Raw genomic sequence first — 26,680 nt, forward strand, 5'->3', positions numbered from 1 at the left:
GCACCGGGGGTGGAGGGGCGCAACCTGCACCATTTCTGCCTGCGGATCGAGCCGTTCGACGAGGCCGCATTGACCGCCTACCTGGAAGCCGCCGGGGTAACGGTCGAGCCCGCAGAAAAGCGTTATGGCGCCGAAGGCGAGGGGCTGTCCCTGTACTGCTACGACCCGGATGGCAACCAGGTGGAGTTGAAGGGGCCAGTCGCGGAGGCGATATGAGCGACCTGTACATTCGCGAGCACTGGATCGAACGGTTTTCTCGACTTTGACGCGGCCCCTGTGGAAACAGGCTTGGCCCGCGAACACCGGCAAAGCCCGCTTCCACAAGACCACTGTCTCTGTGTGGCAGCAGAACCCAAGGGGGCATTCATCCCCGATTCAGCGGCGTGCATGCGCCGTTCTTTCAAGCGCCTACCTGGCCTCAGGCCCGACACTGGTGGCTCCTGACAACCTGGAGTCACCCATGCGCACCCTCTACGCCCCGCTATTTTTCTTCGGTTACATTGCCGCGGCACTGTCATTGGCAGACCACCCGTTGTGGCTGCTGCCACTGCTGGCCAGTGCGGTGTTGCTGTCATTCACCTGCGAACGACTCATCCCCTACAAGGCCGCCTGGAACCAGACACAAGGCGATGGCCGCCGCGACCTTTGCCATGCACTGATCAACGAATGCCTGACCCTCTGCAGTGTGGCGGGCATCCCGCTGCTTGCCCACTGGCTGCCGGGAGCAGGGTTTTGGCCTGATCAGTGGCCGTTGGCCTTGCAGTTGCTGCTGGCCATTGCGTTGGCCGACCTGGGCATCACCCTGGTGCATTACGCCAGCCACCGTAGCCCGCTGCTGTGGCGGCTGCATGCGGTGCACCACAGTGTCACCCGCTTGTACGGCTTCAATGGGTTGATGAAACACCCTCTTCACCAGTTGCTCGAAACCTTGGGCGGCACCTTGCCGCTGCTACTGCTCGGCTTACCCGTGGATGTGGCAGCGTTGCTGGCATTCAGTGTGTCTATCCAGCTGTTGTTACAGCACAGTAATGTGGACATGCGCATCGGCGGCTTGCGCCATGTGTTTGCCTGGGCGCCGGTGCATCGCCTGCATCACCTGAAGTACGGCCGCACCGGCGACGTCAACTTTGCGCTGTTCTTTCCGCTCTGGGACCGCCTGCTTGGCACGCTACTGTACTTGCCAGGCTATGCGCTGGCGGATGACGACATGGGCATCGGTGATCGGCCTGACTACCCGCAGGCGTACCTGGCGCAATTGCGTGAGCCGTGGGTGAGCGGGGAGTTTCACCCACCTGCGCTATTGCCGGTCGGACTGCGCCAGGCTTTAGCCGAGCGTACGGAGGCGCAAGTGACGCAAAACTGACCGGGGGCTGAGGCCGAACTGGTGGCGAACGCTGCGGGTGAAATGCGCCGAGTCGGCAAACCCCGCCGCCAATGCCGCTTCGGTCAGGCTGGCGCCGCCCAGCGCCCGTTGCAGGGCCACGCGCAAGCGCTGCCACAGCACCAGCCGGCGCACTGACAGTTTCAGTGAGCCGCTGAACAGGCGTTCCAGCTGGCTGATCGACAGCGCTGCAGTGCTGGCCAGTTCCTGGGCCGGCAATGTCTTGTGGTCGAGTGCGCGAATTCGCTCGAGGGCTTTTTCCAGTCGCGGGTCGAGCGGGCGACGCGGCCAGCGCCCCAGGCTCTCAGCCAGAAGCTCTGCGCTGTTGCCGGCTTGCTCGCAGGCCTGGGCAAGGCCTGCCAGGTCGAACGCCAGCGGTTCGGCGAACAGGGTAAGGCAGGGTACGCCATGACTGAGGATGGCATGGGGTTGCCGCGACGCGATCAGCACCTGCGGGCCGCTGCAGATCTGCTCGCCCAGGCGCACCTCGACATCCGCACCGAGGCCGACAAGTATCTGATGCGCGTAGTGCACGTGGCTGTCGGTCCTGCCGAGCGTAGACCGCAGCAGGCAGTAATCGTCAGCCAACCAGATGTCGCCCTGCCAGCCCGGTGTTGCCTTGTCGTTCATGCCGCCCTCTTGTGTAGCGCCAGGCGGGTGGATATCCCGGCAAAGCCGATTATGCTTCATTTACCTTGCTGCGATCCGAGGCGGCCCGCCTCGTCGTGCTTCGCGCAACCAAAGCAAGCCCTAGGGCCTGGGTGCGACGGTGAAAGGGATGTGACTCACTCCCTGTGAGGTGCTCCGGCCTGCATGACGACAAGACGGAGGCAACCCATGGCGGTTATCGACAGCGCATCCACGGGCAGTAGCGCGCCCCAACGCGGCATTACCAAGGAGGAGCGCAAGGTCATCTTCGCCTCGTCTCTGGGCACGGTGTTCGAATGGTACGACTTCTACCTGTATGGTTCACTGGCCGCGATCATCGCCAAGCACTTCTTTGCCGGTGTCAATGAAACCACCTCGTTCATCTTCGCCTTGATGGCCTTTGCCGCCGGTTTTGCCGTACGGCCATTCGGGGCTATCGTGTTCGGTCGCCTGGGCGACATGATCGGGCGCAAGCACACCTTCCTCATCACCATTGTGATCATGGGCCTGTCCACGGCACTGGTGGGCCTGCTACCGAGCTACAGCGCGATCGGCGTGGCAGCGCCGATCATCCTCGTGACCTTGCGCTTGCTGCAGGGCCTGGCCCTCGGTGGCGAGTACGGCGGGGCGGCCACCTATGTGGCTGAACATGCGCCGAAGGGCCGACGCGGCTTCTTTACCGCCTGGATCCAGACCACCGCGACCTTGGGGCTGTTCCTGTCGCTGCTGGTCATCATGACCTGCCGCACGGTCATGGGTACCGAGGTGTTCGAGGCCTGGGGCTGGCGGGTACCGTTCCTGCTGTCGATCCTGCTGCTGGCAATCTCGGTGTACATCCGCATGCAGCTCAACGAGTCGCCGGTGTTCCTTAAGATGAAGGCCGAGGGCAAGGCATCCAAGGCACCGCTGACCGAGTCGTTCGCCCGCTGGGACAACCTCAAGGTGGTGATCATGTCGCTGCTGGGCGGCACCGCCGGGCAGGCCGTGGTCTGGTACACCGGGCAGTTCTATGCACTGTTCTTCCTGTTGCAGATGCTCAAGATCGAGCCGCAGACGGCCAACCTGCTGATTGCTGGCTCGTTGCTGATCGGCACGCCGTTCTTCATATTCTTCGGCAGCCTGTCCGACCGCATTGGCCGCAAGAAAATCATCATGGCCGGCTGCATCATCGCTGCGCTGACCTATTTCCCGATCTTCAAGGCGCTGACCGAGTACGGCAACCCGGACGTGTTCGTCGCCCAGGAGCAGAACCCGGTCGTGGTGGTGGCTGACCCTGGCCAGTGCGCGTTCCAGTTCGACCCGGTGGGCAAGGCCAAATTCACCAGCTCCTGCGACATTGCCAAGAGCCTGCTGGCCAAGCGCGCCATTCCTTACACCAACCAGGCGGCCGAACCTGGCAGCGTGGCGCAGATTCGTATCGGTGAGCGGGTACTGCCAAGCTTTGAAGGCAGCAGCATGGCCGCAGCGGATTTCAAAGTGCAGAACGAGGCGTTTACCGCCACCTTGAGTGGTGCGTTGAAAGAAGCAGGCTACCCGGAAAAGGCCGACCCCGCGAAGATCCACTACCCGATGGTGCTGCTGTTGCTGACCATCCTGGTGATCTACGTGACCATGGTCTACGGGCCAATCGCTGCCTGGCTGGTGGAGCTGTTCCCGGCGCGTATCCGCTACACCTCGATGTCGCTGCCTTATCACATCGGTAATGGCTGGTTCGGCGGCTTCTTGCCCACGGTTGCGTTTGCCATGGTGGCGGCTACCGGGGATATCTATTACGGCTTGTGGTACCCGATCGTGATCGCGGTAATGACGGCGGTGTTGGGGATACTGTTCCTGCCAGAGACCAAGGACCGGGATATCAACTGATGGGGCAGCTGTGCCGGCCGCTTTGCGGGCAAACCCGCTCTCACAGACTGTGTTGTACATGTGGGAGCGGGTTTACCCGCGAAGCGGCCGGCACAGGCAGTCAATCAGTCGAAGTACCCTCGCAAGCCGAAGGTATACCCCGTATCCACGTCAACTGGCTCACCCCGGCTCCAGCGCTTTTTCAACACGAATTCGAACGCCGGCTCGTACAGCCCGTCGCGCACCAGTGCCCCCGCCAGCACTTCCACGTCATACCAGCCGTTGTCCAGCTCGATGATGGGCCGCCCCGGCACTTGGTAGCGGGCAATCAGGTCACCCAGGGTCTTGGGCGTGAAGTGCTGCAGGATGCGCCAGGTGTACAGCATCAGCGCCCCATGCTCCACGCGCAGCACATAGCCATTGCGCCGGTGCTTGAGCCGGCTGCCGGCTTCGCGCAGGGCCGGGGTATGGCCATCGAGCGTGAACGGGATGCGGTAAGGCAGGTTGTCGACCCCGGCCAGCGGCAGCACGATGCCTTCGCGCACCGCCTTGTCGCCGCTGTCGTCATGGGTGAAGGCGTAGGCCAGGTCATCTGCAAGCTCATGCTCTTGCTTGAAGCGCTCGAGCAGCTGGATATCGCCAAGCAGAAAGTAATCGACCAGGTCGTTGAGTACTTCGCTGAATTCGTGGCGCATCTGTTTTCCTTATTGGTGCGCGTTGGGGTGTCAGTGTTTCTGGGCGATCTGGATCAGGTTGCCACAGGTGTCATCGAATACGGCCACGGTGACGGGGCCCATGTCGGTGGGCGGCCGGGTGAACTGCACGCCCGCTGCACACAGCCGTGTGTATTCGGCCTGGATATCACGTACGCCAAACGAAGTGGCGGGGATCCCGTCCTGCTTTAAGGCGGCCTTGTACACCCTGGCCGCCGGGTGCGCGTCGGGCTCGAGCAGCAGTTCGACGCCACTGGGATCGTTGGGGGAGGTCAGGGTCAGCCAGCGGTGCCGGCCCATGGGAATGTCATGTCTGGGCTCGAAACCGAGTACGTAGTGGTAGAAGGCCAGGGCCTTGGCCTGGTCGTCGACGAGAATGCTGGTGACCACGATCTTCATAAGCGCACACCGTTTACCTGGGGCCGATGACTATCAGTAAAGACGTTAGGGCGTTTTTGACCAGTGGCTGCATTGCCTGTGGGGCTTTTTTCCCGCTGCGTGGCAGTGGATGCGCGACCTATCGTTGGCCTGGCCTTACCTAACCCACCAAGGAGTGCAATGCGTGCAAGATGAACCGATGAAAGACCTGCCAGACACCCGTGATGAGGATCAGGCGGATGCCGCCAAGCCGTCTGCAACGCTGTCCCGGCGCAAGCGTAGCGTGGCCCCGGTTTGCGCAATGGGCTGTGAGTCGGGGTACAAGCAGATTGGGGAGGACTGCGTTCCGGAGAACCCGGAATTCGAGTGAAGCAACGGGCCGGGGCAACTCGGCCCATACAAAAAACCTGTGCAAGGCATAGGTAAATCCTTCCGCTCTCAGCACCCACTCGCCGCTGGTCAGGGGTAAAGTGTCAGGCATGATCCCAGTCTGCCCAGACCAGCGTCAGAGAGGTACCCTGTGGCTGCCTATACCTTGCGACAACTGAAGTACTTCGTCACCACCGTGGAGGCCGGCAGCGTGGCTGAGGCCTCGCGCCAGCTGTACATTGCCCAGCCGTCCATTTCCACGGCCATCAAGAGCCTGGAAGAAAGCTTTGGTGTGCAGTTGTTCATCCGCCACCACGCCCAAGGCGTATCACTGACGCCCAGCGGCAAGCGCTTCTACGCCAAGACCCGGTCGCTGCTGCAGATGGCCCATGAATTCGAGCAGAACGCCCTGGCCGACAACGACACCGTGGCGGGGCAGATCGACATTGGCTGTTTCGAAACCGTCGCACCGCTGTATCTGCCGCGGCTGATCGCCGGCTTTCGCCAGCGTTACCCCGGCGTGGATATCCGCCTGCGCGACGGCGAGCAGCAGGAGCTGATCCAGGGCTTGACCGCCGGCACGTTCGATCTGGCGTTTCTTTATGATCATGACCTGGACGGCACCATCGAAGCCGAGCCGTTGATGCCGCCGCAAAAGCCCTACGTGCTGCTGCCGGAAAACCACCGCTTTGCCGGCCAGGCCCACGTGTCGCTCCGCGACCTGTGCCCGGAGCCTATGATCCTGCTGGACGTGGCCCCCAGCCGCACCTACTTCGTCAGCCTGTTCAACGAGATGGGCCTGACGCCGAACATCGTCTTCAGCTCGCCGTCGATCGAGATGGTGCGTGGCATGGTCGGGCAGGGCTTCGGTTTTTCGCTGCTGGTGACCCGGCCGCATTCGGAATACACCTACGACGGCCAGCGTCTGGCCATCCTGGATATCGCCGAGCCGGTGGCGTTGTCGGGGCTGGCGGCGGCGTGGTTGAAGCGGGTGCAACTGACCAAGCCTGCACAGTTGTTTGTGGAGTTTTGCCGGGAAGAACTGGCGAAGTTCTGAGGCGGGCATGCCGTGCGGCACGCACTAGCAGCATGGAATGCCCGCCGATCAAGGGTTGACCTGATAGCCGCGCCGTTGCAGGCAACTGCTGTAGGCACTGGGCTGGGCCTGGGTTTAAGCCTCCCCTTGGCTGCGCCGGTCCGTACGCGGGCGCATACCGCCGCGCGCATTGCATTTTTCCCGTCTAGGCTTGCTGACTTAGGTGCAGCTTGCAGCCCTGTCCGTGGGAATCGAAATGACTCAGTGCCAGGATCTGATCATCTGTGAGTACTGCGACACGGTGTACCAGCGTGCGCCACTGCTCAAGCACGAGCGCGCCCTTTGCCGGCGCTGTGGCGGCGTACTGTATCGGCATACGTCATTGACCATCGAGCAGCGGCTCGCCTTGAGTGTGACCGGCGGCATACTGCTGGTGTTCGCCAACGCCTACCCGGTGATGACCATCGGCATGCAGGGGCTGACCCACTCGGCGACGTTATGGGATGCGGTGCAGATCCTCAGTCACGGCAGCATCACCTTCATTGCACTGGTCATGGCACTGTCGATCATCTTCGCCCCGCTGCTGCAGATTGCTCTGTTGTGCTGGGTGTTGAGTTTTGCCCTGGCCGGCCAGCGTGCCCCCGGTTTTGCCCTGTGCATGCGCGGCCTGGAAAGCCTGCGCCCGTGGAGCATGCTGGAAGTGTGCCTGCTGGGGGCCATGGTGGCGGTGATCAAGCTGGCCGGGCTGCTCGATGTGATCCCCGGTATCGGCCTGCTGGCCTTGGCCGCGTTGAGCATGCTGATCATCCATATCGCCGGCAAGGATATTCGCGACTTGTGGGTGCAGGTATGAATGACCCGGCCAACGCCGACGAGCTGGGCCTGTGCCTGTGCCATGGCTGCGGCCAGGCCTGTGAGCTGACTAGCGGCGCTCACAGATGCACCCGCTGCGGTGCAGCCATCCACCGACGCAAGGCCAATGCCATCACTCGGGGCTGGGCGTTTCTGCTGGCGGCGTTGGTGTTCTATATCCCTGCCAACCTGCTGCCGGTGATGCACACCCAAATGCTTGGCAGTGGCAGTGAAAGCACCATTGGTGGTGGCGTGCTGGAGTTCTGGGAGGCCGGCGCCTGGGACATCGCGCTGATTATCTTCATTGCCAGCGTGGGGGTGCCGGCCATCAAGTTCTTCTCGCTCGGCCTGTTGCTGCTCACCGTCCAGCAGCGTTCCACCTGGGCCTGCCGGCAGCGCTCGCAACTGTACCGTCTCGTCGAGCTGATCGGGTACTGGTCGATGCTCGATGTCATGGTAGTGGCGCTGGTGGCGGCGTTGGTGCAACTGCGCGGGCTGGGCACCATCGAGCCGCGCGTGGGCATCCTGTTCTTTGGCATGGTGGTGGTGCTGACCATGCTTTCTGCGATGAGCTTCGATCCACGCCTGATCTGGGATAGCCGTGCCAACGAGGGGAGGCCGCACTGATGGGGCAGCAGACTGACGAGCGTGAAGGCGCGGGGCAGGTTGAGGTACGCACCCGGCGCTGGAGTGTGTCGCTGGTGTGGATCGTGCCGATTCTGGCAGTCCTGATTGGCGCTTCACTGGTGGTGCGTAACTGGATGCAGCAGGGGCCAGTCATTGCCATTTCCTTCCACTCCGGGGAGGGGCTGGTGGCGGGCAAGACCCAGGTCAAGTACCGCAGCGTGGTGATTGGCGAAGTCACTACGGTGGACCTGGCCGACGACAAGAAAAGCGTGGTCGCCAAGGTGCAGTTGTCCAACGATGCCCGCGCGTTTGCCACTGAGGGCGCGCGCTTCTGGGTGGTGCGCCCGCGCATCGGTGTGGGCGGAATTTCCGGCGTGGATACATTGCTGTCTGGCAGCTTCATCGGGGCCGATTCCGGTGAATCGAAAGCACCGGAAAAGTCCTTTGTCGGCCTGGAACTGCCGCCACCCATTACCTTCGACGAAAAGGGCAAGCGCTTTTTCCTTACCGCCAGCGACCTGGGCTCGCTGGATGTCGGTTCGTCGATCTACTACCGCAAGATCCCGGTGGGTGAGGTGGTGTCCTTTGCCCTGCAGGACGATGGCAAAGGGGTAGAGATAGGCGTGTTTGTGCAGGCTCCCTACGACAGTTTCGTCACCGCGGATAGCCGCTTCTGGAATGCCAGTGGCGTCGACATGCAGATTGGCGCCAACGGCCTGAAAGTCGATACTGAGTCGCTGTCATCGATCCTGGTGGGAGGGCTGGCCTTCGGCTCGCCCGATTTTGCCCCGCAAGCCGAGCCCGCTGCCGATCAGGCCCGCTTCCAGCTGTTTGCCGACCGAGACGCTGCGTTGGCCCCTCCCAATGGCCAGGCGCAATACCTGCAGCTGCGCTTCGACCAGGCCATGCGCGGCCTGTCGGTGGGCGCACCGGTGGAGTTCAAAGGTGTGGAGTTTGGCCGGGTCACCTCGATCAAGCTTGACTACGATGCCGAGCGGCAGGCCTTCCCGGTGGTGGTCGATGCGGTGGTCTACCCGCAGCGGCTAGGGCCGGTGCAACGCAAGATGCTGGCGGTGTTCAAGCACACCGAGGGCGATATGGATGGGGCGCGGCGACTGATCGGTACCTTCGTCGAGCATGGGCTACGGGCCCAGGCGCGTAGCGGCAACCTGATCACCGGGCAAATGTTCATATCCCTGGACTTTTACCCGAATACTCCCAAGGTGGCCTTCGACATGGCCGCCAACCCCATCACCATCCCCACGTTGCCGGGTAGCCTGGAGCAGTTGCAGGAGCAGCTGCAGCGCGTAGTCGAGCGCATTGCCAAGCTGCCGCTGGAAAGCATCGCCAACAACCTGGACGGCAGCCTGCGTGAGCTGCGCGCCAGCCTCAAACAGTTCAATGGCCAGACGCTACCGGATGTGAAGGTGGCACTGGATGAAGTGCACAAGACCCTGCGCACGGCCAATGCGGCCATTTCCGAGGACTCGCCGCAGCGCGAGCGGATGGGTGAAACGCTGGACGAACTGGAACGCATGTCGCGTTCGCTGCGTGACCTGGCCGACTACCTGGGCCGGCACCCCGAGTCGCTGATTCGGGGGCGGCCGAAAGCGGCCGGCGCCGCAGCGCTTGAACCCTGAGGAGACAGCCGATGCAACGACTGCGCAATGTCTGTGTGGCCAGCCTGCTGGTGTGGCTCGGGGGCTGCAGCAGTACACCGAACAACTATCACACGTTGGTCCCGAGCGAGCCGATGCGCGACAGCGGCCAGCACATCCAGGTGACCCGGGTAGTCGTGCCGCCGCAGGTTGACCGCCCGCAACTGGTGGTGCGGCAAGGGCAGAGTGGCCTGGCCATTCTTGAGACAGAATGGTGGGGTGCCAACCTGGTGGACGAGTTTCGCAGCGCCTTGCAGGACCAGCTGGGTGGGCCAGCGGGTGGCGGCACTGCGGCACTGCGGGTGGACGTACAGCGCTTCGATACGGTGCCGGGGCGCTATGCCTCGCTGGACGCTGTGTGGCGGCTGAAGCGGGTAGGGCAGGCTGAGCTGACCTGCCGCACCTCGGTGCAGACGGTGGCTGACAACAGCATCACCAGCCTGGTGAATGCGCATCAGGCCAACCTGCGCAAGCTGGCCGAGGCGGTGCGGGGCAGTGCCGGTCGGGGTAGCTGCTTGCAAGCTGCCTGAAGGCCTGTCGTCAACCCTGCGTCGCTTTGCGTAGCGGCACCTCACGCAGCAGCCAGGACAGTGCGAAAGCCACGCTGGTGATCGCTGCGGCCAGCAGGAACACGCCATGCATCGCCCCGGAAAATGCCTGCAGGTAGCTGTGCTGCAGGGCGGCGGGCAGGGCATGGACGGCAGCTGGCGAAAGGCTTGCGGCTCCCCCGGCACTGGCGGCGAAGTCACTGCCCAGGCCACCCAGCAAGGCATGCGAGAACAGGGCGCCGAACAACGACACGCCAATGGCGCCGCCAATCGAGCGGAACAAGGTGGCCCCTGAGGTCGCCACGCCCATGTGGCGCAACTCGACGCTGTTCTGCACGGCCAGGATCAGCACCTGCATGACCATCCCCAGGCCGGCACCCAGCAAGCCCATGTACAGGTTCATCAGCGCCATGGGGGTATCCAGCTCCAGCCGGCTGAGCAGGCCCAGGGCAATGGCTTGCAGCAACGTGCCGAGGATCGGGAACACCCGGTAACGCCCCCAGCGGCTGATCAGCCGCCCGGTAATCGCCGACACCACCAGCAGGCCACCCATCAGCGGCAGCATCTGCAGCCCGGCGCTGGTGGGCGTGGCGTCCTTGACTACCTGCATGTACAGCGGCAGGAAGGTGACCGCGCCGAACAGCGACACCCCGACGATGAAACCTATCAGCCCGGCAAGCACGAAGGTACGGTGACGGAACAGGTGCAGCGGCATGATGGGCTCGGCGGCGCGGCGTTGTTCCAGGACGAAGCCGACCAGGCCGATCAGGGCGAACAGCGAAAGGCAAAGCATGTCCAGCGACTGCCACGCCAGCAAGCTGCCGCCCAGGCTGGTGATGAGTACAAGGGCCGCCAATGCCACGGTAAGAAAGAACGCGCCGATGTAGTCCACCGTATGCCGTACCAGGGCCACGTGCGGGCGGAAAACACTGCCGATAACCAGCAGCGCCAGCAGGCCCAGGGGCAGGTTGATGTAGAAGATCCAGTGCCACGACAGTTGCTCGACCAGAAAACCGCCGATCAGCGGCCCTACCACGGTGGCCAGGCCGAACACGCCACCGAACAGGCCCTGGTAGCGGCCACGTTCGGCAGGCGGGATGACATCACCGATGGCGGCCATCGCCACCACCATCAAGCCGCCGCCACCCAGCCCTTGCAGGGTACGGAAGACGATCAGCTGGGCCATGTCCTGTGCTGCGCCACACAAGGCCGAGCCCAGCAGGAACAGCACGATGGCCACCTGCAGCACGCGCTTGCGGCCGAACTGGTCACCGAACTTGCCATACAGCGGCACCACTACCGTGGAGGCCAGCAGGTAGGCGGTGACCACCCACGACAGCCAGCGCAGCCCACCGAGGTCGCTGACGATGGTTGGCAGTGCGGTCGAGACGATGGTCTGGTCGAGGGCGGCCAGGAACATCACCAGCATCAGCGCTGCCAGCAGCAGTGGAATGGAGGTTTGCGCGTCCGTTGCGGCGGGGGAGGTATCATTGGATACAGGTTGCACGGTGCTTACCTCAGCTGGGTGTGGCGTTGGCCTGGGCATGCTGCTGGCCAGCGTCCTGCAGGCCTGCAAGGGCAAAGCGGTAAAGCTGCGCAGCAACGGCCTCGCTGGGCATCTGCAGAATTTCGTGCAGCGCCCCGGAGCCGCCGCGCGGGCCGATCAGCAGCATTGCCCACGGCGCTGTGACGCACAGGATGCAGCGGGTCAGGGCCGGTTCGTCGACGGGGATGGTGCTGACCTCGCTGAACAGCCCCTTGAGCAGTGACAGGCGCAGGGGCGCGGCCGCCTGCAGATGCGCCTGGCCATGAGGGCTGGGGGCGAGGATTTCTGCGGCCAGTACCCGCAAGTGCCAGTTGTCCCGGGCCTGCGTGGCCTTGTACACCACCAGTTCCACCAGCACGCGCAGCTTTTCGGCCGGTGTCTGGCTGCCTTGGGTGATGCGTTGCAGGTCGCTGAGGTCGAGGAAGCGTTGGCGGGCCTCGTCGAGCACGGCCAGGTACAGGCCATTGCGGCTGCCAAAATGGTAATTGATCGACGCCAGGTCGACCTCGGCCTTGGCCGCGACGGCCTTGTTGCTGGTTTCGGCGTAACCCAGTGCGGCGAACAGTTCGCCGGCGGCTTCGAGGATGCGCGTACGGGTGACGGCGCCGTCCTTGCGGGGTTCGCGGGGGGCTGCGGACATGGTGGGTACTCTGCAAACCAGGAATGTGGGCAGAGCGTGGCTGAGACTTAATCTAAAATCAATTTAAATTTAATTTATACGGCAAACGGCCTATCGCGATTCTTGTTGGAGCAGCCTTGTGCTGCGAAGCGGCCGGTACAGGCCACGCATCCGTATGCCTCCAATACCGGCCTCTTCGCAGCACAAGGCTGCCCCTACACGTGACGATCTACTGGTGATTACTGGCCGTTTCCTGCACTTGCCCGGGCTTGTCCAGTGGCAGGTGGTCGAACTCGCGCAAGCCATCCTTGCGGTACGGGTCACCAATCCAGCGTGGTGCCACGACAAATTCTGTGCTCACCAGGCTCTTGGCCGGCTCAAAGCGGTCGTAGCTCAGCCCGGCCAGGTCGGACAGGGTATGGATCAGGTGCGAACTGCTGTAAGGGCGGCTGGCCATCGCCTGCAGGTCGCGGGGGTGCTCGGCCTGCCAGCGTGGCGAGGTCCACAGCAGGAACGGGATGGTGTACATCGGCCGGGTCGGCGCGCCTTCGTTGCGCCCCAGGCGGTCGTGGTTGCCGGAGCTGTACACGTCTTCGCCGTGGTCAGACAGGTACAGCAGGAAGCCATTGGGGCTGCCGGCCGCATAACGCTTGATCAGGCTCGAAACCACGTAGTCGTTGTAGCGCACCGCGTTGTCGTAGAAGTTGTAGGTTTCTACCTGGTCTGGCGTCAGCACTTTCGGTACGCCTTGGCCATCGGTGAAGTGCGCGTAGTCGTTCGGGTAGCGGAAGCGATAGTCCATGTGCGTGCCCAGCAGGTGCACAATGATGAACTTGTTTGGCGCCGGGTCTTGCAGGGCCTTCTCGAACGGCGCCAGCACCACGTCATCGTACTGGCTGGCGTTCTGGTTGCGCTGGTTGTTCAGGTAGACCGGCGCGTCGGTCTGCTGCGAGAAGGTGGTCAGCATGGTGTTGCGCTTGGTCATGGTCTGCTGGTTGGTGATCCAGAAGGTCTTGTAGCCTGCCTGTTTCATCAGGTTGATCAGCGAGGGATCGGTAAGGAAGCGGTCCGGGTTTTGCTCGTTGCCAAAGGTGAGGATCTGCTGCATCACCTCAATGGTGTACGGGCGTGGGGATACCACGTCGCGGAACACCGTCAGGCCCTTGTCGCTGGCCGCCAGTGCGTCGAGGTTGGGTGTGGTGTCGCGGTTGTAGCCGTATAGGTGCATGTGCTCGCGGGTGGTGGACTCGCCCAGCACCAGCACCAAGGTGCGTGGCGCCGTACCGCTGCTGTCACGCAGGTTTTGCAGAGGCGGTAACGCGGCATTCTGCGCCAGCAACTCCTGCATGTTGTCCAGTTGCTGGCGGTACTGACGGTAGCCCACCAGCAGTTGCCAGGGCACGGCGGGCTCCATGCGCTGCTGCACCTTCTCGGCGGCATCGGCGAAGTTGCGCTCCTGGGTGACCATCTGCTTGTAGAACGGGTACACCAGGTTGGCCACCAGCAACAGGGCCACCACCGGCAGGCGGCTGCGCAGGGGCAGGCTGACCGGGCGCACGCGCTTCCACAGCAGTACCGCACCCAGCGTGTACAGCAGCAGCGCCAGGCCCAGCCACACACTGAAGTACTGGCTGAAGTATTCACCGGCCTCGGCGGTATTGGATTCGAACATCACGAAGATGACGCTTTGCGAGAACTCCTGGCGATAGATGCCGAAGTAGCTCAAGCCCACCAGCGATGCAGCCCACAGCACCAGGCCGATGACGGCCGCCGTGGCACGGGTGAAGCGGGGCAGCAGCAACACCGGGGCCAGCCACAGGCTGCTGAGGAAGAACGCATCGCGAAAACCGGCGAAGCCGGTAGTACCGCTGAACAACAGCAATGCCTGGGTGACGCCAGAGAAGTACCAGAAGAACAGCAGCAGCCAGCCCAGGCCGGCCCAGTCCACGCGCGTGCGCACGGTGGGGGATGTAGTGTGTGACACGTATGCCTCGTCGTACCTTGACGGCCAGCGGATGTGCCCGTGACCTTAAAGGGCGTGACGCTAATCTGCGGCGTGTGAAAATAACGTCAACGTGGCGACTGACAGGGGCTGGCCGGTTACCCGGCGCCATGTTTACTGGCGCAATACGCCGACCACACAGGTACTATGTGGTCTGCAAAACCGCACTGACAGGCCCTGTGGATTATGAATCGTCGAAAGAAAATCAAGCAGCTATTGGAGGCGCATGCCAAAAAGGCCAATGCCAAACTGGCGCCGCGCAAGCCCAAGTACATCTGCAAGGCAGACCGCTTGAAGATGGAAGCAGAGGCGGCGGGGGATACCCCTGATGCAGCGCAAAGCTGATAGCGGAATTGGAAACTTACCCTGTGGGAGCGGCCTTGCGTCGCGATAGGGCCGCATAGCGGCCCCAGATTTCAGCGTCACGGCAACCCTTGCCGGGGCTGCTTTCACAGGTACTGCATAAGTCTGAAGCTTGCGCTGTACCTGTGGGCGCTGGCCAGGCGGCGATGAGGCCAGATCAAGCAGCACCAGACAGCTGTCCCACAGAGCGTGCGACCCGCATCAGGCGTGATGGTCAACGGCGGTAATAACGGTAGTCGCCATGGTGGCGCTGGTGCATGGCCCGCTCATGGCGGCGCTCCCAATCACGGCGCCGTTCCCAGTCACGCCGCCGCTCCCAGTCCCGCCGGGCTTGCTCCCGCCGCCACTGCTCACGGCGCCAGTCGCTTCTGTGGTCATGCCAGCGGTCGTCGTCGTGAGCCAGCAGCGTGGCCGGCTGTGCATTGGCTACACTGGCCACCCTCGACCAGGGGTTGGCGGCAGGCTGTAACGGTGACTGAACCGCAGGCGCCATCGCCACCGGTGCTTTCATTTGAGTTGCGGATGCCGTGCCCACCGCCGCGAACGAGAACAGGCCGAGCAGCACCAACCTTGCGACATGTATTTTCATGAGCGAAGCCAACCTCTGATAACAATTGAGCCATCTGGCCAGCAGGTGTGGACGAACCTTGTCTCGCGTTCCGCTACCTTTCTGTGCCTCCCACATAGACCGGCAAACGGGAAAAAGTTCGCTACAGCAACAACTTGTAGAAATTTATGATGCCTGGTCACTACGTTCCACAAGCCTGACTGTGCGCGTGCAGCGATCTACTGTTCATTGGCTTGCGAACACTTCTCGCAGGTGTGCCCGGTAACTGTCGAACGCGGCAATCGTACCCACAATCACCTCGGCCTCTTGCTCGTCAGTCAGCACCAGGCCATCAAGCCTGGCCACGAACTCGCGCCAGTGCAACGCGCGCCCATCGGGGTGCGGTGCCAGGTGGCGGGCACCCTGATCGCCATCCAGGCCCAGGCGCTGGGTTTGCTTGAACAGGAACGCCGCCCCCAGGTTCGAGCCTTCACTGCAATACAGCCATCCCAGCGCCTGGGCCGGGCTGGCGCTGACTTGTCGAGGCGGCGCTGGCAGCGACAGGCCCAGGTCACGCAAGTCGTCCTCTACTGCCGCGAAGCGTGACAGCGCCACCAGGCCCGGCAGGCGCTGGTTGAGTTGGTCATCCTGGTAAAGCGCCACTAGGCTGCCATGAAAACGGTGCTGCACCTGCAGAAAGCGGCCATAACGCTCGTGGCTCTCGAAGGGCCGGGCCGCCATTACCAGTTGATCAACGCTGTCATGGTCCCGGCTGCTAGCCGCTTTCAGGCGTTGGCAGCGGCTCGGCTGCAAGAGGTCGGAGTGTACAGCTGTCATGGGTGTATCCGTGGCAAGAAGGCAATGTGTCAATCATGCTTGCCAGCAAGGGTAGGCGGCAAGCGCGAGCGAGAGCCCCGCACGTCGGTGGGTCGAAAAAACACCAGCCCTTGGGCTATAGGAGCGGCTTGCCCGCGACTGATTTAACATGGCTGACGCATTCAAGTTCCCCGGGAGCCAGTCATGAGTACCCTACAGTTCCGTACCCCCACCGTTGCAGACGCCGAGCGCTGCTACGCCATTGAAATCGGCGCCTATGAAGGAGATGAAGCGGCCACGCTGGAAAAAATCCGCACCCGCATCGCGCAGTATCCGCACGGCTTCCTCATCCTGGAAAACATGGGTGAAATCGTCGGCTTCATCAATAGCGGTTGCGCCTACGAAGTGGTCATGTCTGATGAAGACTTCAAGGAACTGGTCGGCCATGACCCGGCAGCACCGAACGTGGTGATCATGTCGGTGGTGGTGGACCCTGCGCACCAGGGCAACGGTTACGCCAAGCGGTTGATGGACGAATTCATCGCCCGCATGAAGGCGTCAGGCAAACAGACCATTCACCTGATGTGCAAGCAGCAGCATGTGGCGCTGTACCAGAAGATGGGATATCAGTACGTCAAACCGTCGCCTTCGGACCATGGCGGCATGGCCTGGCATGAAATGATCCTCGCGCTGTAATCCATGGGCCAGGATCAGGCCGATCGACCGAAAAGACCGTGGATCACTTCCCTGAGCCAGCGGTTGCCACTGTCTTGGTGATAGCGCGCATGCCAGTGCTGTTTCACGGTGAAGCCCTCCACAGCGAATGGGCAGTCGTGCACTTGCAGGTCGTGCATGTCGGCAAGGGTCTGGCCGATATGCCTTGGTAGGGTGGCGACCAGGTCGGTGCTGCCAACGATCATCCCCAGCCCCAGGAACGCCGGTAGATCCAGCACGATCCGGCGCTCTATACCCGCCCGGGCCAGCCCCGCCTCCAGCAACTTCTGGCCGGTGCCTGCGCTGATCTGTACATGGCCTTCGGCTTGGTAGCGGGCCACGTTCATGCCATGGGCGAGGCGCGGGTGCTGGCGATTGCTCAGGCACACCCAGTCCTGATCGAACAATACCTGCTGATACATCCCGCCTCCCAGCCAGGGCACAAAACCAATGGCCAGGTCGGCCTCGCCCGACTCCAGGGCACTTTCGCTATTGCCGTCGATGCGCGCCGCCTCCAGACGAATGCCGGGGGCATGGCTGCGCAGGTAGTTGAGGATGCTCGGCAGCAAGGTGATATGGCTGGCATCGCTGACACACAGGCGAAAGTGTCTTTGCGCGGTGGCGGGTGTGAATTGCGGTTCCCACGCCGTCAGCCGACGCAGCGATTCGAGTACTTCGCGGCAGGGCCCGATCAACTGGTCGGCGCGCGGAGTCGGGGCCATGCCACCGGGGGTGCGGACAAATAACGGGTCGTTCAGTTGCTGACGCAGGCGGGCCAGCCAGATGCTGATGGTTGGCTGGCTTTGGCCCAGCTGCTCTGCGGCACGCGTAACGCTGCGGCAGTGATACAGCAGGTCGAACAGTTGCAGCAACTTGGGCTCGGGCAGGGCATCGGCGGCACTCATTATTGCAATTCTCAATAGGTGTATTGAGGCCATTGTATAGCCCGATCGGGAGACGCTGCATAAGGTAATCGCAAACCACAGGAGGTCTGCGATTTGAAAATCTGCATTCTGGGTGCCGGTGCCCTGGGCTGCGCTATTGGCGCGGCGTTGAGTGAGGCCGGGCACCAAACCTGGCTGCTCAACCGTGGCCGTGAGCATGTCGAAGCCATCAACCTGCACGGTTTGCAGGTACAGGACGAACACGGCGAGCGGCAAGTACGTGTCAATGCCACCACCGCTGCCAACGACGTGGGCGTGGTTGACCTGGTCGTAGTGTTGGTGAAGTCGTTCCACACCGCTGAAGCGATGGGCGGTGCCACGGCCCTGCTCGGGCCGCAGACGCTGGTACTGTCGCTGCAGAACGGCCTCGGGCATGAAGACATTCTGGCCGAGGTCGTCGGCAGAGCGCGAGTACTGGCGGGCAAAACCTATGTCGGCGGTGTGTTGTTGGCACCGGGTTCGATCCGAGCTGGCGTGGCGGGTAAGCACACTTACATCGGTGAACTGGACGGGCAACTGACGCCTCGCGTGCAGGCCATCGCCGAGGCCTTCAATGCTGCGGGGCTGGCCACCACGGTCAGTGACAATATCCTCGGCACCATGTGGGACAAGTTACTGGTGAATGTCGCAACCGGCGCGCTCAGCGGTATCACCATGCTCAGTTATGGCCAGCTGTACAGCGAACCGTTGCTCGAGAGCACCGCCAAGGCTGCCGTGGCCGAGGCAATGGCCGTTGCACAACGGGCCGGTATCAGGCTGGGCCTTACCAGCCCAGATGCGGCATGGGCACTGGCCGCCGAGGGCCTGCCGGCAAGCTTCCGTACCTCGATGCTGCAGAGCCTGGAAAAAGGCTCGATCACCGAAATCGACTTCATCAACGGCTCCGTCGTGCGCTGGGGCCAGCGCCATGGCGTTGCCACCCCCGTCAACGCGACCTTGGTGGCCTGTATCAAGGGCATTGAACGCGCGATGGCCGATCACCAGAAAAGGGATAACCCATGAGCCAGCCGAAAGCCTACCTCGAACACGTTGCCTTCTGGGTGCGCGACATTCAGTGGCATATTCGTTTCTTCAACGAAGTGTGCGGTATGGCCCTGCGAGAAGCGCAGGGCGATGTCGAGCAGCCCACGCAGTACTGGACGCTGGGCGGCCTGCAGTTCATTCACCAGCCTGACTTCGCCGGGCCGGAGGGGCGCATGGCCCACCTGGGCATCATGTGCGAGGACCTCGAAGCCGCCCTTGCCGCAGCCCAGCGCTTCGGCGTCAGCGAAATGCCTCAGGGCCGCAACTGGCTGCGCCTGCCGGACGGTTTGGCAGTTGAGTTCATCCAGGCCTCGCCGGCCACTTGCGTCGCCCAGGCACTGGCCATCGACCCGCGTGCGGAGGTATCGGCATGAGCGTAGTGGAGAAATTCTGGGACGATGCCCGCGAAGGCGATGAATGCCTCAGCCCCACCTACACGGTAACCCGCGAGCGCATCCTGGCTTACGCCGACCTTACCGGCGACCACACCCCGGTCCATGTCGATGAGGAATACGCCAATGCCAGCCATTTCGGCTGCCTGGTCGCCCACGGCTTGTTCGGGTTGTCGATCGCCGATGGCTTGAAGACCCAATGCCAATACCGCTTCGTGCCAGGCATGTCGCTGGGTTGGACGTGGGATTTCGTACTGCCGATCAAGGTCAACGATGTGCTGCAGGTACGCATGCGCGTGGGGTCGATGCGTCCCAGCAAAAGTCGCCCGGGCTGGGGCATCGTGGTTTTGCCGTCGGAACTGATCAACCAGAATGGCGAAGTCGTGCAGCGCGGTGAGCACCGCCTGATGGTGCCAAGGAGGGCAGAAGCATGAGCCAGGCGTTGCCTTTGGCGGGTATCCGCGTCATCGACTACAGCCACTTCCTCGCCGGCCCTTATGTGGGCCGCTGCCTGGCCGCGCTGGGGGCCGAGGTGATCAAGGTCGAACGGCCGGGCAGCGGCGATGCCGGGCGCCAGCATGCGTTTACCCTGGACGAGCAGCAGAGCGGCTACTTCCTGCAGTTGAACATGGGCAAGCAGGGCGTCAGCGTCAACATGAAGGACCCGCGTGGCAAAGCCTTCATGCAACGCCTGACTGATTCGGCCGACGTGTTCATCGAGAACTATCGTCCAGGTGCCCTGGACAAGCTTGGCCTTGGTTATGCCGAGCTGTCGGCGCGTAACCCGCGTCTGGTTTACTGCTCGATCTCCGCCTACGGCCACACCGGGCCTGATGCCCACCGCGCCGGCTTCGGGCTGATCGCCGAAGCCAAGAGCGGCATCATGCAGATGGTTGGCGTGCCGGGCGAAGCGCCGCCGTTGCTGCGCATTTCCCTTGGCGACATGTACACCGGTATCCATGCTGTAGCGGCGATCAACGCGGCGTTGCTGGGCAGGGTCAGCTCTGGACGCGGACAACATATCGACATGGCCCTGTACGACACGCTGGTGTCGATGCACGAGTATGCGGTGCAGTGCTACACGTTGTCGCAGGGCACAGTGCTACCCGAGCAGACCGGCCATGACATGCCGACCTCGACCCTGTATGGCGTCTTCCGCGCAGCCGATGGCGACCTGGTCATCGCCGCTCAGGTCGACGACGCCTGGCAGCGCTTCGCCGCCATGGTCGAGGCCAATGGCGGCCCGCCTGGGTTCGGTAGCGATGGCCGCTACCATAAGCTCAATGGCCGCAATGCACACCGCGAGGCGATTCTGGCGGTAGTCCGGGATTGGGTCGGCGTGCGTCGGGTCGCCGACATCTTGCAGCTGCTCGATGGCATCGACATTCCCAGCGCCAAAGTGCAACGCATTGATGAAGTGCTGGCCGATCCGCAGATTCAGGCTCGCAACATGGTCATCGAACAGCAGCACCCGCGCTACGGCACCTTGCGCCTGCCCAATCTGCCGTTCCGCTTTTCTGACTGCGATACCACGATCCATCAGGTTGCCCCGGACCTTGGCCAGCACAATGCCGAGGTCGCTGCGGGGCTTGGCTTCAGTCCCGAAGAAATCACCGCCATGCAAGCGGCCGGTGTGCTGTTCACCCACGGAGATGCACGATGAGCGACCGCTATGCAGTGATTGGCCGACCGATCAACCACACTAAATCCCCGTTGATCCACGGCCTGTTTGCCCAGGCCAGCGGTCAGACCCTGGAGTACGGCGCGATCGAGGGCGAGCTCGAGGGTTTCGAGACCCAGGTACTGCAATTTTGCAGTGCTGGCGGGCGGGGCATGAATATCACAGCGCCATTCAAGCTGCGCGCCTTCGAGCTTGCCGACCGGCGCAGCGAGCGGGCTGAGCTGGCGCGGGCGGCCAATGCGCTAAAGTTCGAGGATGGCCATATCTTCGCCGAGAACTTCGATGGCATCGGCTTGCTGCGGGATATCGAAGAGAACCTCGGTGAGCCGCTGCGCAACCGTCGGGTGCTGATGCTCGGCGCCGGTGGTGCGGTTCGTGGCGCGTTACTGCCCTTCCTGCAGGCTGGGCCCAGCGAGCTGGTACTTGCCAATCGCGACATGAGCAAAGCCCTGGCGCTGCGCAACGAGCTGGATCACCCAAGGTTGCGTATCAGCCGTTACGAAGCGCTGGAAGGGCAAACGTTCGACATCGTGATCAATGCCACTTCTGCCAGCCTTGTCGGTGAACAGCCGCCGTTACCTGGCGGGGTACTTGGCGGCACGCGGCTGGCCTACGAACTGGCGTATGGCAAAGGCCTCACGCCTTTCCTGCGCCTGGCCGGGGAGCGGGGTGTGACACACCTGGCCGACGGCGTGGGCATGCTGGTCGAACAGGCGGCAGAAGCGTTTGCCTGGTGGCGCGGGGTGCGGCCCGATACGCGTGCGGTGATTGATCGCCTGACGATCCCGCTGGAGTAAGGCATGGTCGCCAATGTCCTGATGCTGCACGGCATCAACCACAACATGTTCGGCAAACGCGACCCGCGCCAGTACGGTACGGCCACGCTGGCCGATATCGACCAGGCCTTGCGTGCGCTGGGCGAGGAACAGGGGGCGCGGGTCGAGAGCTTCCAGACCAACTTTGAAGGCGCCATGTGCGAGCGAATCCACCAGGCGTTTGAAGAACGGGTGGATGCGGTGCTGATCAATGCCGGGGCGTGGACGCATTACAGCTATGGTATTCGCGACGCACTGGCCATTCTCGAAGCGCCGGTGGTAGAAGTACATATGTCCAATATCCATGCCAGGGAGCCGTTCCGGCACCATTCGGTGTTTGCCGACGTGGTGCGGGGGCAGATCTGTGGCTTTGGCGTAGAGACCTACCTGCTGGCGTTGCGTGCGGCCATGCGCATGCTTTGAGCCAAGGCATCGACTTTTGTGGGCGTGGGCATGTCCGTGCCCACAGGGTGCGCTCAAAAGCCCATGATGCATCACCGACCCGAAGGAGCTCTACCGTGTCTAGCCCGGCAGTGACCAATACCTCCCGCCACGCTACCTGCATTGCCTTGCTGGTCGCTATCACCTTCTTCATGGAAAACCTCGACGCCACCGTGATTGCCACGGCACTGCCGCAAATGGCCAGTGACTTCGGTGAAAGCGCGGTCAGCCTGAATATCGGCATCAGTGCCTACTTGCTGGCCGTTGCGGTGTTCATCCCACTCAGTGGCTGGGTGGCCGACCGTTATGGCCCGCGACGGGTTTTTGCTGGCGCCATCGGGCTGTTTACCGTGGCTTCGTTGCTGTGCGGTATGGCCCCCAGCCTGGAAACCTTTGTCGGGGCTCGGGTACTGCAGGGCATTGGAGGTGCGCTGATGGTGCCGGTGGGCCGGTTGGTGGTGCTGCGCACAACCGAGAAAAAAGACCTGGTGAGAATGCTCGCGGTAATCACCTGGCCTGGCCTGGCCTGGTGGCGCCAGTATTGGGCCCACCGCTTGGCGGCCTGATCGTCACGCATTGGTCATGGCCCTGGATCTTTTACCTGAACATCCCCCTCGGGTTGCTGGCCATTGCGGCGGCCTGGCTACTGATTCCTGATGCGCGGTCAGCTGAAAAGCGCCGCTTCGACACGCTGGGGTTCGTTTGCCTGGCGTCGGCATGTGCAGCGTGGCTGGTCGGCCTGGAAATGCTTGGCTCTCTGGCGGGGGGTAGCCTGGGCGCCGGGCTGGCACTGGTGTCGCTGGGCGGCTTGCTTACCTGGTTGGCGATTCGCCATTGTCAGCGGCATCCATCGCCGCTTTTGCCACTGGATACCTTGTCTATCCCCACGTTCAGGGTCAGCATCGTGGGTGGGACCTTATTCCGCCTCTCGATCAGTGCCTTGCCGTTCCTTATCCCGTTGCTGCTGCAGATTGGTTTCGGCTTGTCGCCGGTGGATGCCGGGCTGCTGGTACTGGCGATCTTCGCTGGCAACCTGGCGATGAAGCCGTTTACCACCGGCTTGCTGCGCCGCTATGGTTTCCGCCGCGTGTTGCTGGTCAACGGGCTGATTGGCGTTGGTTGCATTCTGGCTTGCCTGGGCTTGCAGCAAGGCATGCCGTGGTACGGGATGGCTGTGGTGTTGTTCGTGGGCGGGCTTTCGCGCTCGATGCAGTTCACCACCTACAACGCCGTCGGCTTTGCCGAAGTGCCCAAGCAGCAGATGGGCGAGGCGTCGACGTTATTCAGCATGTGCTTCCAGCTGGCGATGGCGTTGGGTGTTGCGGTGGTGGCATTGCTGCTGCGTGTGGCGATGATGGTGCGGGGCGGCGAAGGCGGGTTGACGGTCAGCGACTTCCACTGGGCGTTGATTGGCGTTGCCTTGATTGCCTGTGTGGCGTTGGCCGATGCCATTCGCTTGCCGCGCAACGCCGGGGAACAGGTGCTGCGCACCTGAGACCAGCGACAGGGCCGGTACCGGTCACTCAACCCTGCAAGGCATCGCGCAACTGAATGACGCCGTCAAGCGTCAGCGCCTGGGCCGAGTAGCACAGGCCGATACGCCGGCGCAGGTCGAGCTGCGGCATTGGCTCGATGCGCACACCGCGGTGTTCGGTGGCAAGTGACTCCGGCACGATCGCGGCACCCACGCCTGCGGCAACCAGCTCCAGAGCCAGGGCAAAGGTGTCTGCTTCTGCGACCAGAATACCGCTGTAGAAAGGTTGCAGGCGCTGATGGCTGGGCTGTGCGGGGCAGGTGACCCAGCGCGCTTGAGTAGTTGTTGTTTGGTGCGCAACCGCGAGCACGAACGGGTCGCTGTGCAGTGGCAGAAACAACTCATCTTCACAGCGCAGTTCTTCGCTGGCCAGCCGCACCTCGCCCATGCAGCCGCTCACCAGTTGCAGGCGCACCGGGGGCTGAATGCCCGCCGCTGCCAGCACCACCTGGCCCAGCACAGCGGCACTCACGTCCTGCTCCACACCGATCTGCAACGGCGCACGTTCACGATCGCCTTTGAAACGGCCGAGCAGGCGGTTGGCGTCGGCGACCATGCGCTGCGCTTCGGGGTACAGCGCGCGGGCATCCTCGGTCACCTCGACGCCGCGGGCCTGGCGCACGAACAGCGTGGTGCCCAGCGCCTGCTCCAGTGCCCTGATGCTACCGGAAAGCGCCGGTTGGCTGAGGTGTATCGAACGCGCGGCGGCGGTGATGTTGCGTTCTTCGAACACGGCGATGAAGGCGCGAAGCTGGCGATAATCCATGAGGTACCCATAAGTGATGCCGATGGCTGCGAAAAGAATTTCCCATTTTTCGCAAGAAAAAGCCGCTTTTATACTTGCTCTACTTCTAACCCATAGGCAAATCGGATAACAGGATGGCGACCATGACCCACACCCATAAACCTTTGGTAGTCATTACCGGAGCCAGCTCCGGCATCGGCCTGGCCACCGCCAAGCTGCTGTCCAGCCGTGGCCACGCCCTGTTGCTGCTGTCCCGCCGTCTGGCACCCATGCAACAACTGCAGCTGCCCAACAGCCTGGCGCTGGCGGTCGATGTCACCGACCGCGCGGCTGTGCTGGCAGCCGTTGCTGAAGCCGAGACGCGCTTCGGCCCGGTAGACGCGATCATCAACAATGCCGGCGTGATGCTGCTGGGCAATATCGCTACCCAGGACCCAGAGCAGTGGGACCGTATGCTCGACGTCAACGTGCGTGGCCTGCTCAACGGGATCCATGCGGTCGCCAGTGGCATGGTCGAGCGCAGGCAGGGCACCATCATCAACGTGAGTTCCGTGGCCGGGCGCAAGGCCTTCCCCAACCATGTCGCCTACGTCGGGACCAAGTTCGCCGTAACCGGCCTGTCGGAAAACCTGCGTGAAGAACTGGCCCCGAGCAACGTGCGGGTAATCACCATCGAGCCGGGCGCAGTCGACACCGAACTGCTCAGCCACACGACCGATGCCGCCATCAAGGCAGGCTACAACGACTGGAAGCAGGAGATGGGCGGGGTGCTCACGGCCGAGACCATTGCCGAGACCATCGGTTTCGCCTATGGCCAGCCGCAGTCCGTGTGCATCCGCGAAATCGTGGTGTGCGCTACCCGCCAGCAGCAATGACTGGCCCGATCGCGACATAAGGCCGCGCCAGGCTTTAGAGATGTGCTGTCAGTGCATGTGCGCCACTGGCACCTTGACCGGTTTCAAATGCCCCTCATCAGGCTCCATGATCGGCACCTCGTTGCCATGGCGGTCATACAGCTTGCCATCACGGAACACATCACCTTCATTCAGCCCGGCGATATCCCGGTAGCGCAGGGTGCGTTCGCTGGCAGCGACAAAGACCGACTGTTGGTCGGAGTTGCCGGCGCGCAGGTGGTTGAACAGCAAGTTGAGCAGAATCGCCATGATCGCCGCCGAGCTGATGCCGGAGTGGAAAATGGTCTCGAACCAGGTCGGGAAGTGGTGATAGAAGCCCGGCGCCGCGATCGGGATCATGCCAAAGCCGATCGAGGTGGCGACAATGATCAGGTTCATGTTGTTGCGGTAGTCCACCTGGGCCAGGGTGCGGATGCCGCTGGCTGCGACCGTGCCGAACAGCACCAGCCCGGCACCACCGAGTACGGCGGTAGGTACCGCGGCCACCAGTCTGCCCATGACCGGCAGCAGCCCCAGCGTGACCAGGATCAGGCCGGCGCTGGCCACCACGTAGCGGCTCTTGACCCCTGTCACGGCGACCAGGCCGACGTTCTGCGCGAAGGCACTTTGCGTGAACGAGCCGAACAACGGCGCCAAGGCGCTGGAGATCATGTCGGCCCGCAGGCCATTGCCCAGCCGTTTGGAGTCCACCGGGGTGCCGATGATTTCACCTACGGCCAGGATGTCTGCCGAAGTCTCCACCATGGTCACCACAATGACGATAAGCATCGACAGTATCGCTGCTACCTGGAACTGCGGGGCGCCAAAGTGCAGCACTTCGGGCATGGCCACCCACCGCCCTTGCAGCGCCTGGGAGAAATCGGCCATGCCGGTGGCCATCGCGGCCAGCGTGCCGATCACGATTGCCAGCAAGATCGACAGGCGCGACAGGCTGGCACTGCCCAGCTTGCTCAGCAGCAGTACCGAGGCCAGGGTGAACGCCGCCAGGCCGATGTTTGCCGGGCTGCCGAAGTCGGCGGCCTGGCTGTTGCCGCCCATGGCCCAGCGCGCGGTAACCGGCATCAGGGTCAGGCCGATGGTGGTGATGACGATGCCTGTCACCAGCGGTGGGAAGTACTTGATGATGCGCGAGAACAGCGGCGTGATCAGCAGGCCGACCAGTGATGACACGATTACCGCGCCGAACACCACCTGCATGCCGCCGGTGCCGTCATTGCCGATGATCGCAACCATGGTGGCGACGCTGGCAAAGGAAACCCCCTGCACCAGCGGCAAGCGGCAGCCGAAGAAGGGAATGCCCAAGGTCTGCAGCAATGTCGCCAGGCCACCGGCGAACAACGAGGCGGCAATCAGCAGGCCGACATCGCCAGCGCTGAGGCCTGCGGCCTGGCCGATGATCAGCGGTACGGCGATCATGCCGCCGTACATGGTCAGCACATGTTGCAGGCCATAGGCCAGGTTGGCGCCCACGCCGAGGTTCTCGTCTTCGGGACGAGGGGAAGCGGGAGAAGTCATGGTGAGTAGCTCGCTTT

Annotated in this window: 29 protein-coding genes and 1 pseudogene; 19 read left to right on the forward strand and 11 right to left on the reverse strand. The window is 62.9% G+C overall.

Features of this window, described 5'->3' with window-relative positions; translation table 11 throughout:
* Positions 1 to 216 (forward strand): VOC family protein (locus AC07XM_RS02075; RefSeq protein ID WP_172455953.1); only part of this gene is annotated, 216 nt, incomplete at its 5' end.
* A gap of 244 nt (positions 217 to 460) precedes the next feature.
* Positions 461 to 1,363 (forward strand): sterol desaturase family protein, encoded by a 903-nt coding sequence (locus AC07XM_RS02080; protein WP_095114864.1) that lies wholly within the window; start codon positions 461 to 463, stop codon positions 1,361 to 1,363.
* Here AC07XM_RS02080 and AC07XM_RS02085 read toward each other — a convergent pair.
* Positions 1,325 to 2,011 (reverse strand): helix-turn-helix domain-containing protein, encoded by a 687-nt coding sequence (locus AC07XM_RS02085; RefSeq protein WP_016486072.1) that lies wholly within the window; start codon positions 2,009 to 2,011, stop codon positions 1,325 to 1,327. The genes AC07XM_RS02080 and AC07XM_RS02085 overlap by 39 nt on opposite strands.
* A gap of 207 nt (positions 2,012 to 2,218) precedes the next feature.
* Between AC07XM_RS02085 and AC07XM_RS02090 the strand changes: the two genes are divergently transcribed.
* A complete protein-coding gene (locus AC07XM_RS02090) occupies positions 2,219 to 3,892 on the forward strand; it encodes an MFS transporter (protein ID WP_016486073.1) in 1,674 nt (557 codons plus the stop codon).
* A gap of 104 nt (positions 3,893 to 3,996) precedes the next feature.
* Here AC07XM_RS02090 and AC07XM_RS02095 read toward each other — a convergent pair whose 3' ends face one another.
* Entirely contained in the window at positions 3,997 to 4,566 is a 570-nt protein-coding gene (locus AC07XM_RS02095; RefSeq protein WP_102690222.1) for a hypothetical protein, read from the reverse strand.
* A 30-nt stretch (positions 4,567 to 4,596) separates the two neighbouring features.
* Positions 4,597 to 4,983: a VOC family protein gene (locus AC07XM_RS02100; RefSeq protein ID WP_102690223.1), complete on the reverse strand. Its 387-nt coding sequence runs from the start codon at positions 4,981 to 4,983 to the stop codon at positions 4,597 to 4,599.
* A 163-nt stretch (positions 4,984 to 5,146) separates the two neighbouring features.
* Between AC07XM_RS02100 and AC07XM_RS02105 the strand changes: the two genes are divergently transcribed.
* The 6 genes from AC07XM_RS02105 (at position 5,147) to AC07XM_RS02130 (ending at position 10,034) form a co-directional block, all read left to right on the forward strand.
* Complete coding sequence (locus AC07XM_RS02105) at positions 5,147 to 5,332, forward strand: hypothetical protein (RefSeq protein WP_024717937.1); 186 nt, start codon at positions 5,147 to 5,149, stop codon at positions 5,330 to 5,332.
* 150 nt (positions 5,333 to 5,482) lie between these two features.
* A complete protein-coding gene (locus AC07XM_RS02110; protein WP_095114865.1) occupies positions 5,483 to 6,388 on the forward strand; it encodes a LysR family transcriptional regulator in 906 nt (301 codons plus the stop codon).
* A gap of 235 nt (positions 6,389 to 6,623) precedes the next feature.
* Positions 6,624 to 7,220, forward strand: a complete 597-nt coding sequence (locus AC07XM_RS02115; protein WP_060516354.1) for a paraquat-inducible protein A — start codon at positions 6,624 to 6,626, stop codon at positions 7,218 to 7,220.
* Complete coding sequence (locus AC07XM_RS02120) at positions 7,217 to 7,846, forward strand: paraquat-inducible protein A (protein WP_102690224.1); 630 nt, start codon at positions 7,217 to 7,219, stop codon at positions 7,844 to 7,846. The genes AC07XM_RS02115 and AC07XM_RS02120 overlap by 4 nt, the downstream gene beginning before the upstream one ends.
* Positions 7,846 to 9,486, forward strand: coding sequence for a PqiB family protein (locus tag AC07XM_RS02125; protein WP_060516350.1), 1,641 nt, complete (start codon positions 7,846 to 7,848; stop codon positions 9,484 to 9,486). Before AC07XM_RS02120 ends, AC07XM_RS02125 begins: the two co-directional genes overlap by 1 nt.
* Positions 9,487 to 9,497: 11 nt before the next feature.
* Positions 9,498 to 10,034: a PqiC family protein gene (locus AC07XM_RS02130; protein ID WP_102690225.1), complete on the forward strand. Its 537-nt coding sequence runs from the start codon at positions 9,498 to 9,500 to the stop codon at positions 10,032 to 10,034.
* A gap of 10 nt (positions 10,035 to 10,044) precedes the next feature.
* Here the strand turns inward: AC07XM_RS02130 and AC07XM_RS02135 are convergent, their stop codons facing one another.
* From AC07XM_RS02135 to AC07XM_RS02145, 3 genes are all read right to left on the reverse strand, one after another.
* Positions 10,045 to 11,559 carry an MDR family MFS transporter gene (locus AC07XM_RS02135; RefSeq protein WP_016486081.1) on the reverse strand — a complete coding sequence of 505 codons (1,515 nt, stop codon included), beginning with the start codon at positions 11,557 to 11,559 and terminating at the stop codon, positions 10,045 to 10,047.
* Between the two features lie 10 nt (positions 11,560 to 11,569).
* Positions 11,570 to 12,238, reverse strand: coding sequence for a TetR/AcrR family transcriptional regulator (locus tag AC07XM_RS02140; RefSeq protein ID WP_016486082.1), 669 nt, complete (start codon positions 12,236 to 12,238; stop codon positions 11,570 to 11,572).
* 208 nt (positions 12,239 to 12,446) lie between these two features.
* A complete protein-coding gene (locus tag AC07XM_RS02145; protein ID WP_080641008.1) occupies positions 12,447 to 14,201 on the reverse strand; it encodes a phosphoethanolamine transferase CptA in 1,755 nt (584 codons plus the stop codon).
* Positions 14,202 to 14,405: 204 nt separating this feature from the next.
* Here AC07XM_RS02145 and AC07XM_RS02150 point away from each other — a divergent pair, with 204 nt between their 5' ends.
* A complete protein-coding gene (locus AC07XM_RS02150) occupies positions 14,406 to 14,564 on the forward strand; it encodes a DUF2986 domain-containing protein (protein ID WP_016486084.1) in 159 nt (52 codons plus the stop codon).
* Positions 14,565 to 14,796: 232 nt separating this feature from the next.
* Here the strand turns inward: AC07XM_RS02150 and AC07XM_RS02155 are convergent, their stop codons facing one another.
* Both AC07XM_RS02155 and AC07XM_RS02160 read right to left on the reverse strand, forming a co-directional pair.
* Positions 14,797 to 15,171 (reverse strand): hypothetical protein, encoded by a 375-nt coding sequence (locus AC07XM_RS02155; RefSeq protein ID WP_031311767.1) that lies wholly within the window; start codon positions 15,169 to 15,171, stop codon positions 14,797 to 14,799.
* 204 nt (positions 15,172 to 15,375) lie between these two features.
* Entirely contained in the window at positions 15,376 to 15,966 is a 591-nt protein-coding gene (locus tag AC07XM_RS02160; protein WP_016486086.1) for a biliverdin-producing heme oxygenase, read from the reverse strand.
* A 183-nt stretch (positions 15,967 to 16,149) separates the two neighbouring features.
* On the opposite strand from AC07XM_RS02160, the gene AC07XM_RS02165 reads away from it, so the two are divergent.
* Entirely contained in the window at positions 16,150 to 16,641 is a 492-nt protein-coding gene (locus AC07XM_RS02165) for a GNAT family N-acetyltransferase (protein WP_016486087.1), read from the forward strand.
* 14 nt (positions 16,642 to 16,655) lie between these two features.
* Here the strand turns inward: AC07XM_RS02165 and AC07XM_RS02170 are convergent, their stop codons facing one another.
* Positions 16,656 to 17,564, reverse strand: a complete 909-nt coding sequence (locus AC07XM_RS02170; RefSeq protein ID WP_016486088.1) for a LysR family transcriptional regulator — start codon at positions 17,562 to 17,564, stop codon at positions 16,656 to 16,658.
* Positions 17,565 to 17,657: 93 nt separating this feature from the next.
* Between AC07XM_RS02170 and AC07XM_RS02175 the strand changes: the two genes are divergently transcribed.
* The 7 genes and pseudogenes from AC07XM_RS02175 to AC07XM_RS02205 all read left to right on the forward strand — a co-directional run bounded on the left by AC07XM_RS02175 (position 17,658) and on the right by AC07XM_RS02205 (position 23,450).
* Positions 17,658 to 18,605 carry a ketopantoate reductase family protein gene (locus AC07XM_RS02175; protein ID WP_016486089.1) on the forward strand — a complete coding sequence of 316 codons (948 nt, stop codon included), beginning with the start codon at positions 17,658 to 17,660 and terminating at the stop codon, positions 18,603 to 18,605.
* Complete coding sequence (locus AC07XM_RS02180) at positions 18,602 to 19,000, forward strand: VOC family protein (protein WP_016486090.1); 399 nt, start codon at positions 18,602 to 18,604, stop codon at positions 18,998 to 19,000. The genes AC07XM_RS02175 and AC07XM_RS02180 overlap by 4 nt, the downstream gene beginning before the upstream one ends.
* On the forward strand, positions 18,997 to 19,452 hold the full coding sequence (locus tag AC07XM_RS02185; protein ID WP_016486091.1) for a MaoC family dehydratase: 456 nt from the start codon (positions 18,997 to 18,999) through the stop codon (positions 19,450 to 19,452). The genes AC07XM_RS02180 and AC07XM_RS02185 overlap by 4 nt, the downstream gene beginning before the upstream one ends.
* A complete protein-coding gene (locus tag AC07XM_RS02190; RefSeq protein ID WP_023047296.1) occupies positions 19,449 to 20,681 on the forward strand; it encodes a CaiB/BaiF CoA transferase family protein in 1,233 nt (410 codons plus the stop codon). Before AC07XM_RS02185 ends, AC07XM_RS02190 begins: the two co-directional genes overlap by 4 nt.
* Positions 20,678 to 21,496, forward strand: a complete 819-nt coding sequence (gene aroE / locus AC07XM_RS02195; protein ID WP_016486093.1) for a shikimate dehydrogenase — start codon at positions 20,678 to 20,680, stop codon at positions 21,494 to 21,496. Before AC07XM_RS02190 ends, aroE begins: the two co-directional genes overlap by 4 nt.
* 3 nt (positions 21,497 to 21,499) lie before the next feature.
* The gene (gene aroQ / locus AC07XM_RS02200) at positions 21,500 to 21,937 is read left to right on the forward strand and encodes a type II 3-dehydroquinate dehydratase (protein ID WP_102689903.1); all 438 of its coding nucleotides are present in this window, start codon (positions 21,500 to 21,502) and stop codon (positions 21,935 to 21,937) included.
* Positions 21,938 to 22,032: 95 nt separating this feature from the next.
* A pseudogene (locus tag AC07XM_RS02205) lies at positions 22,033 to 23,450 on the forward strand (MFS transporter).
* A gap of 28 nt (positions 23,451 to 23,478) precedes the next feature.
* On the opposite strand, the gene AC07XM_RS02210 reads toward AC07XM_RS02205, so the two are convergent.
* Positions 23,479 to 24,255, reverse strand: coding sequence for a LysR family transcriptional regulator (locus AC07XM_RS02210; RefSeq protein WP_016486095.1), 777 nt, complete (start codon positions 24,253 to 24,255; stop codon positions 23,479 to 23,481).
* Positions 24,256 to 24,377: 122 nt separating this feature from the next.
* Here AC07XM_RS02210 and AC07XM_RS02215 point away from each other — a divergent pair, with 122 nt between their 5' ends.
* Positions 24,378 to 25,109, forward strand: a complete 732-nt coding sequence (locus tag AC07XM_RS02215) for an SDR family oxidoreductase (protein ID WP_060516338.1) — start codon at positions 24,378 to 24,380, stop codon at positions 25,107 to 25,109.
* A 48-nt stretch (positions 25,110 to 25,157) separates the two neighbouring features.
* On the opposite strand, the gene AC07XM_RS02220 is transcribed toward AC07XM_RS02215, so the two are convergent.
* On the reverse strand, positions 25,158 to 26,663 hold the full coding sequence (locus AC07XM_RS02220) for a nucleobase:cation symporter-2 family protein (protein WP_102689904.1): 1,506 nt from the start codon (positions 26,661 to 26,663) through the stop codon (positions 25,158 to 25,160).
* Positions 26,664 to 26,680 lie beyond the last annotated feature (17 nt).

This window comes from Pseudomonas sp. GW460-LB5 (assembly GCF_059423245.1).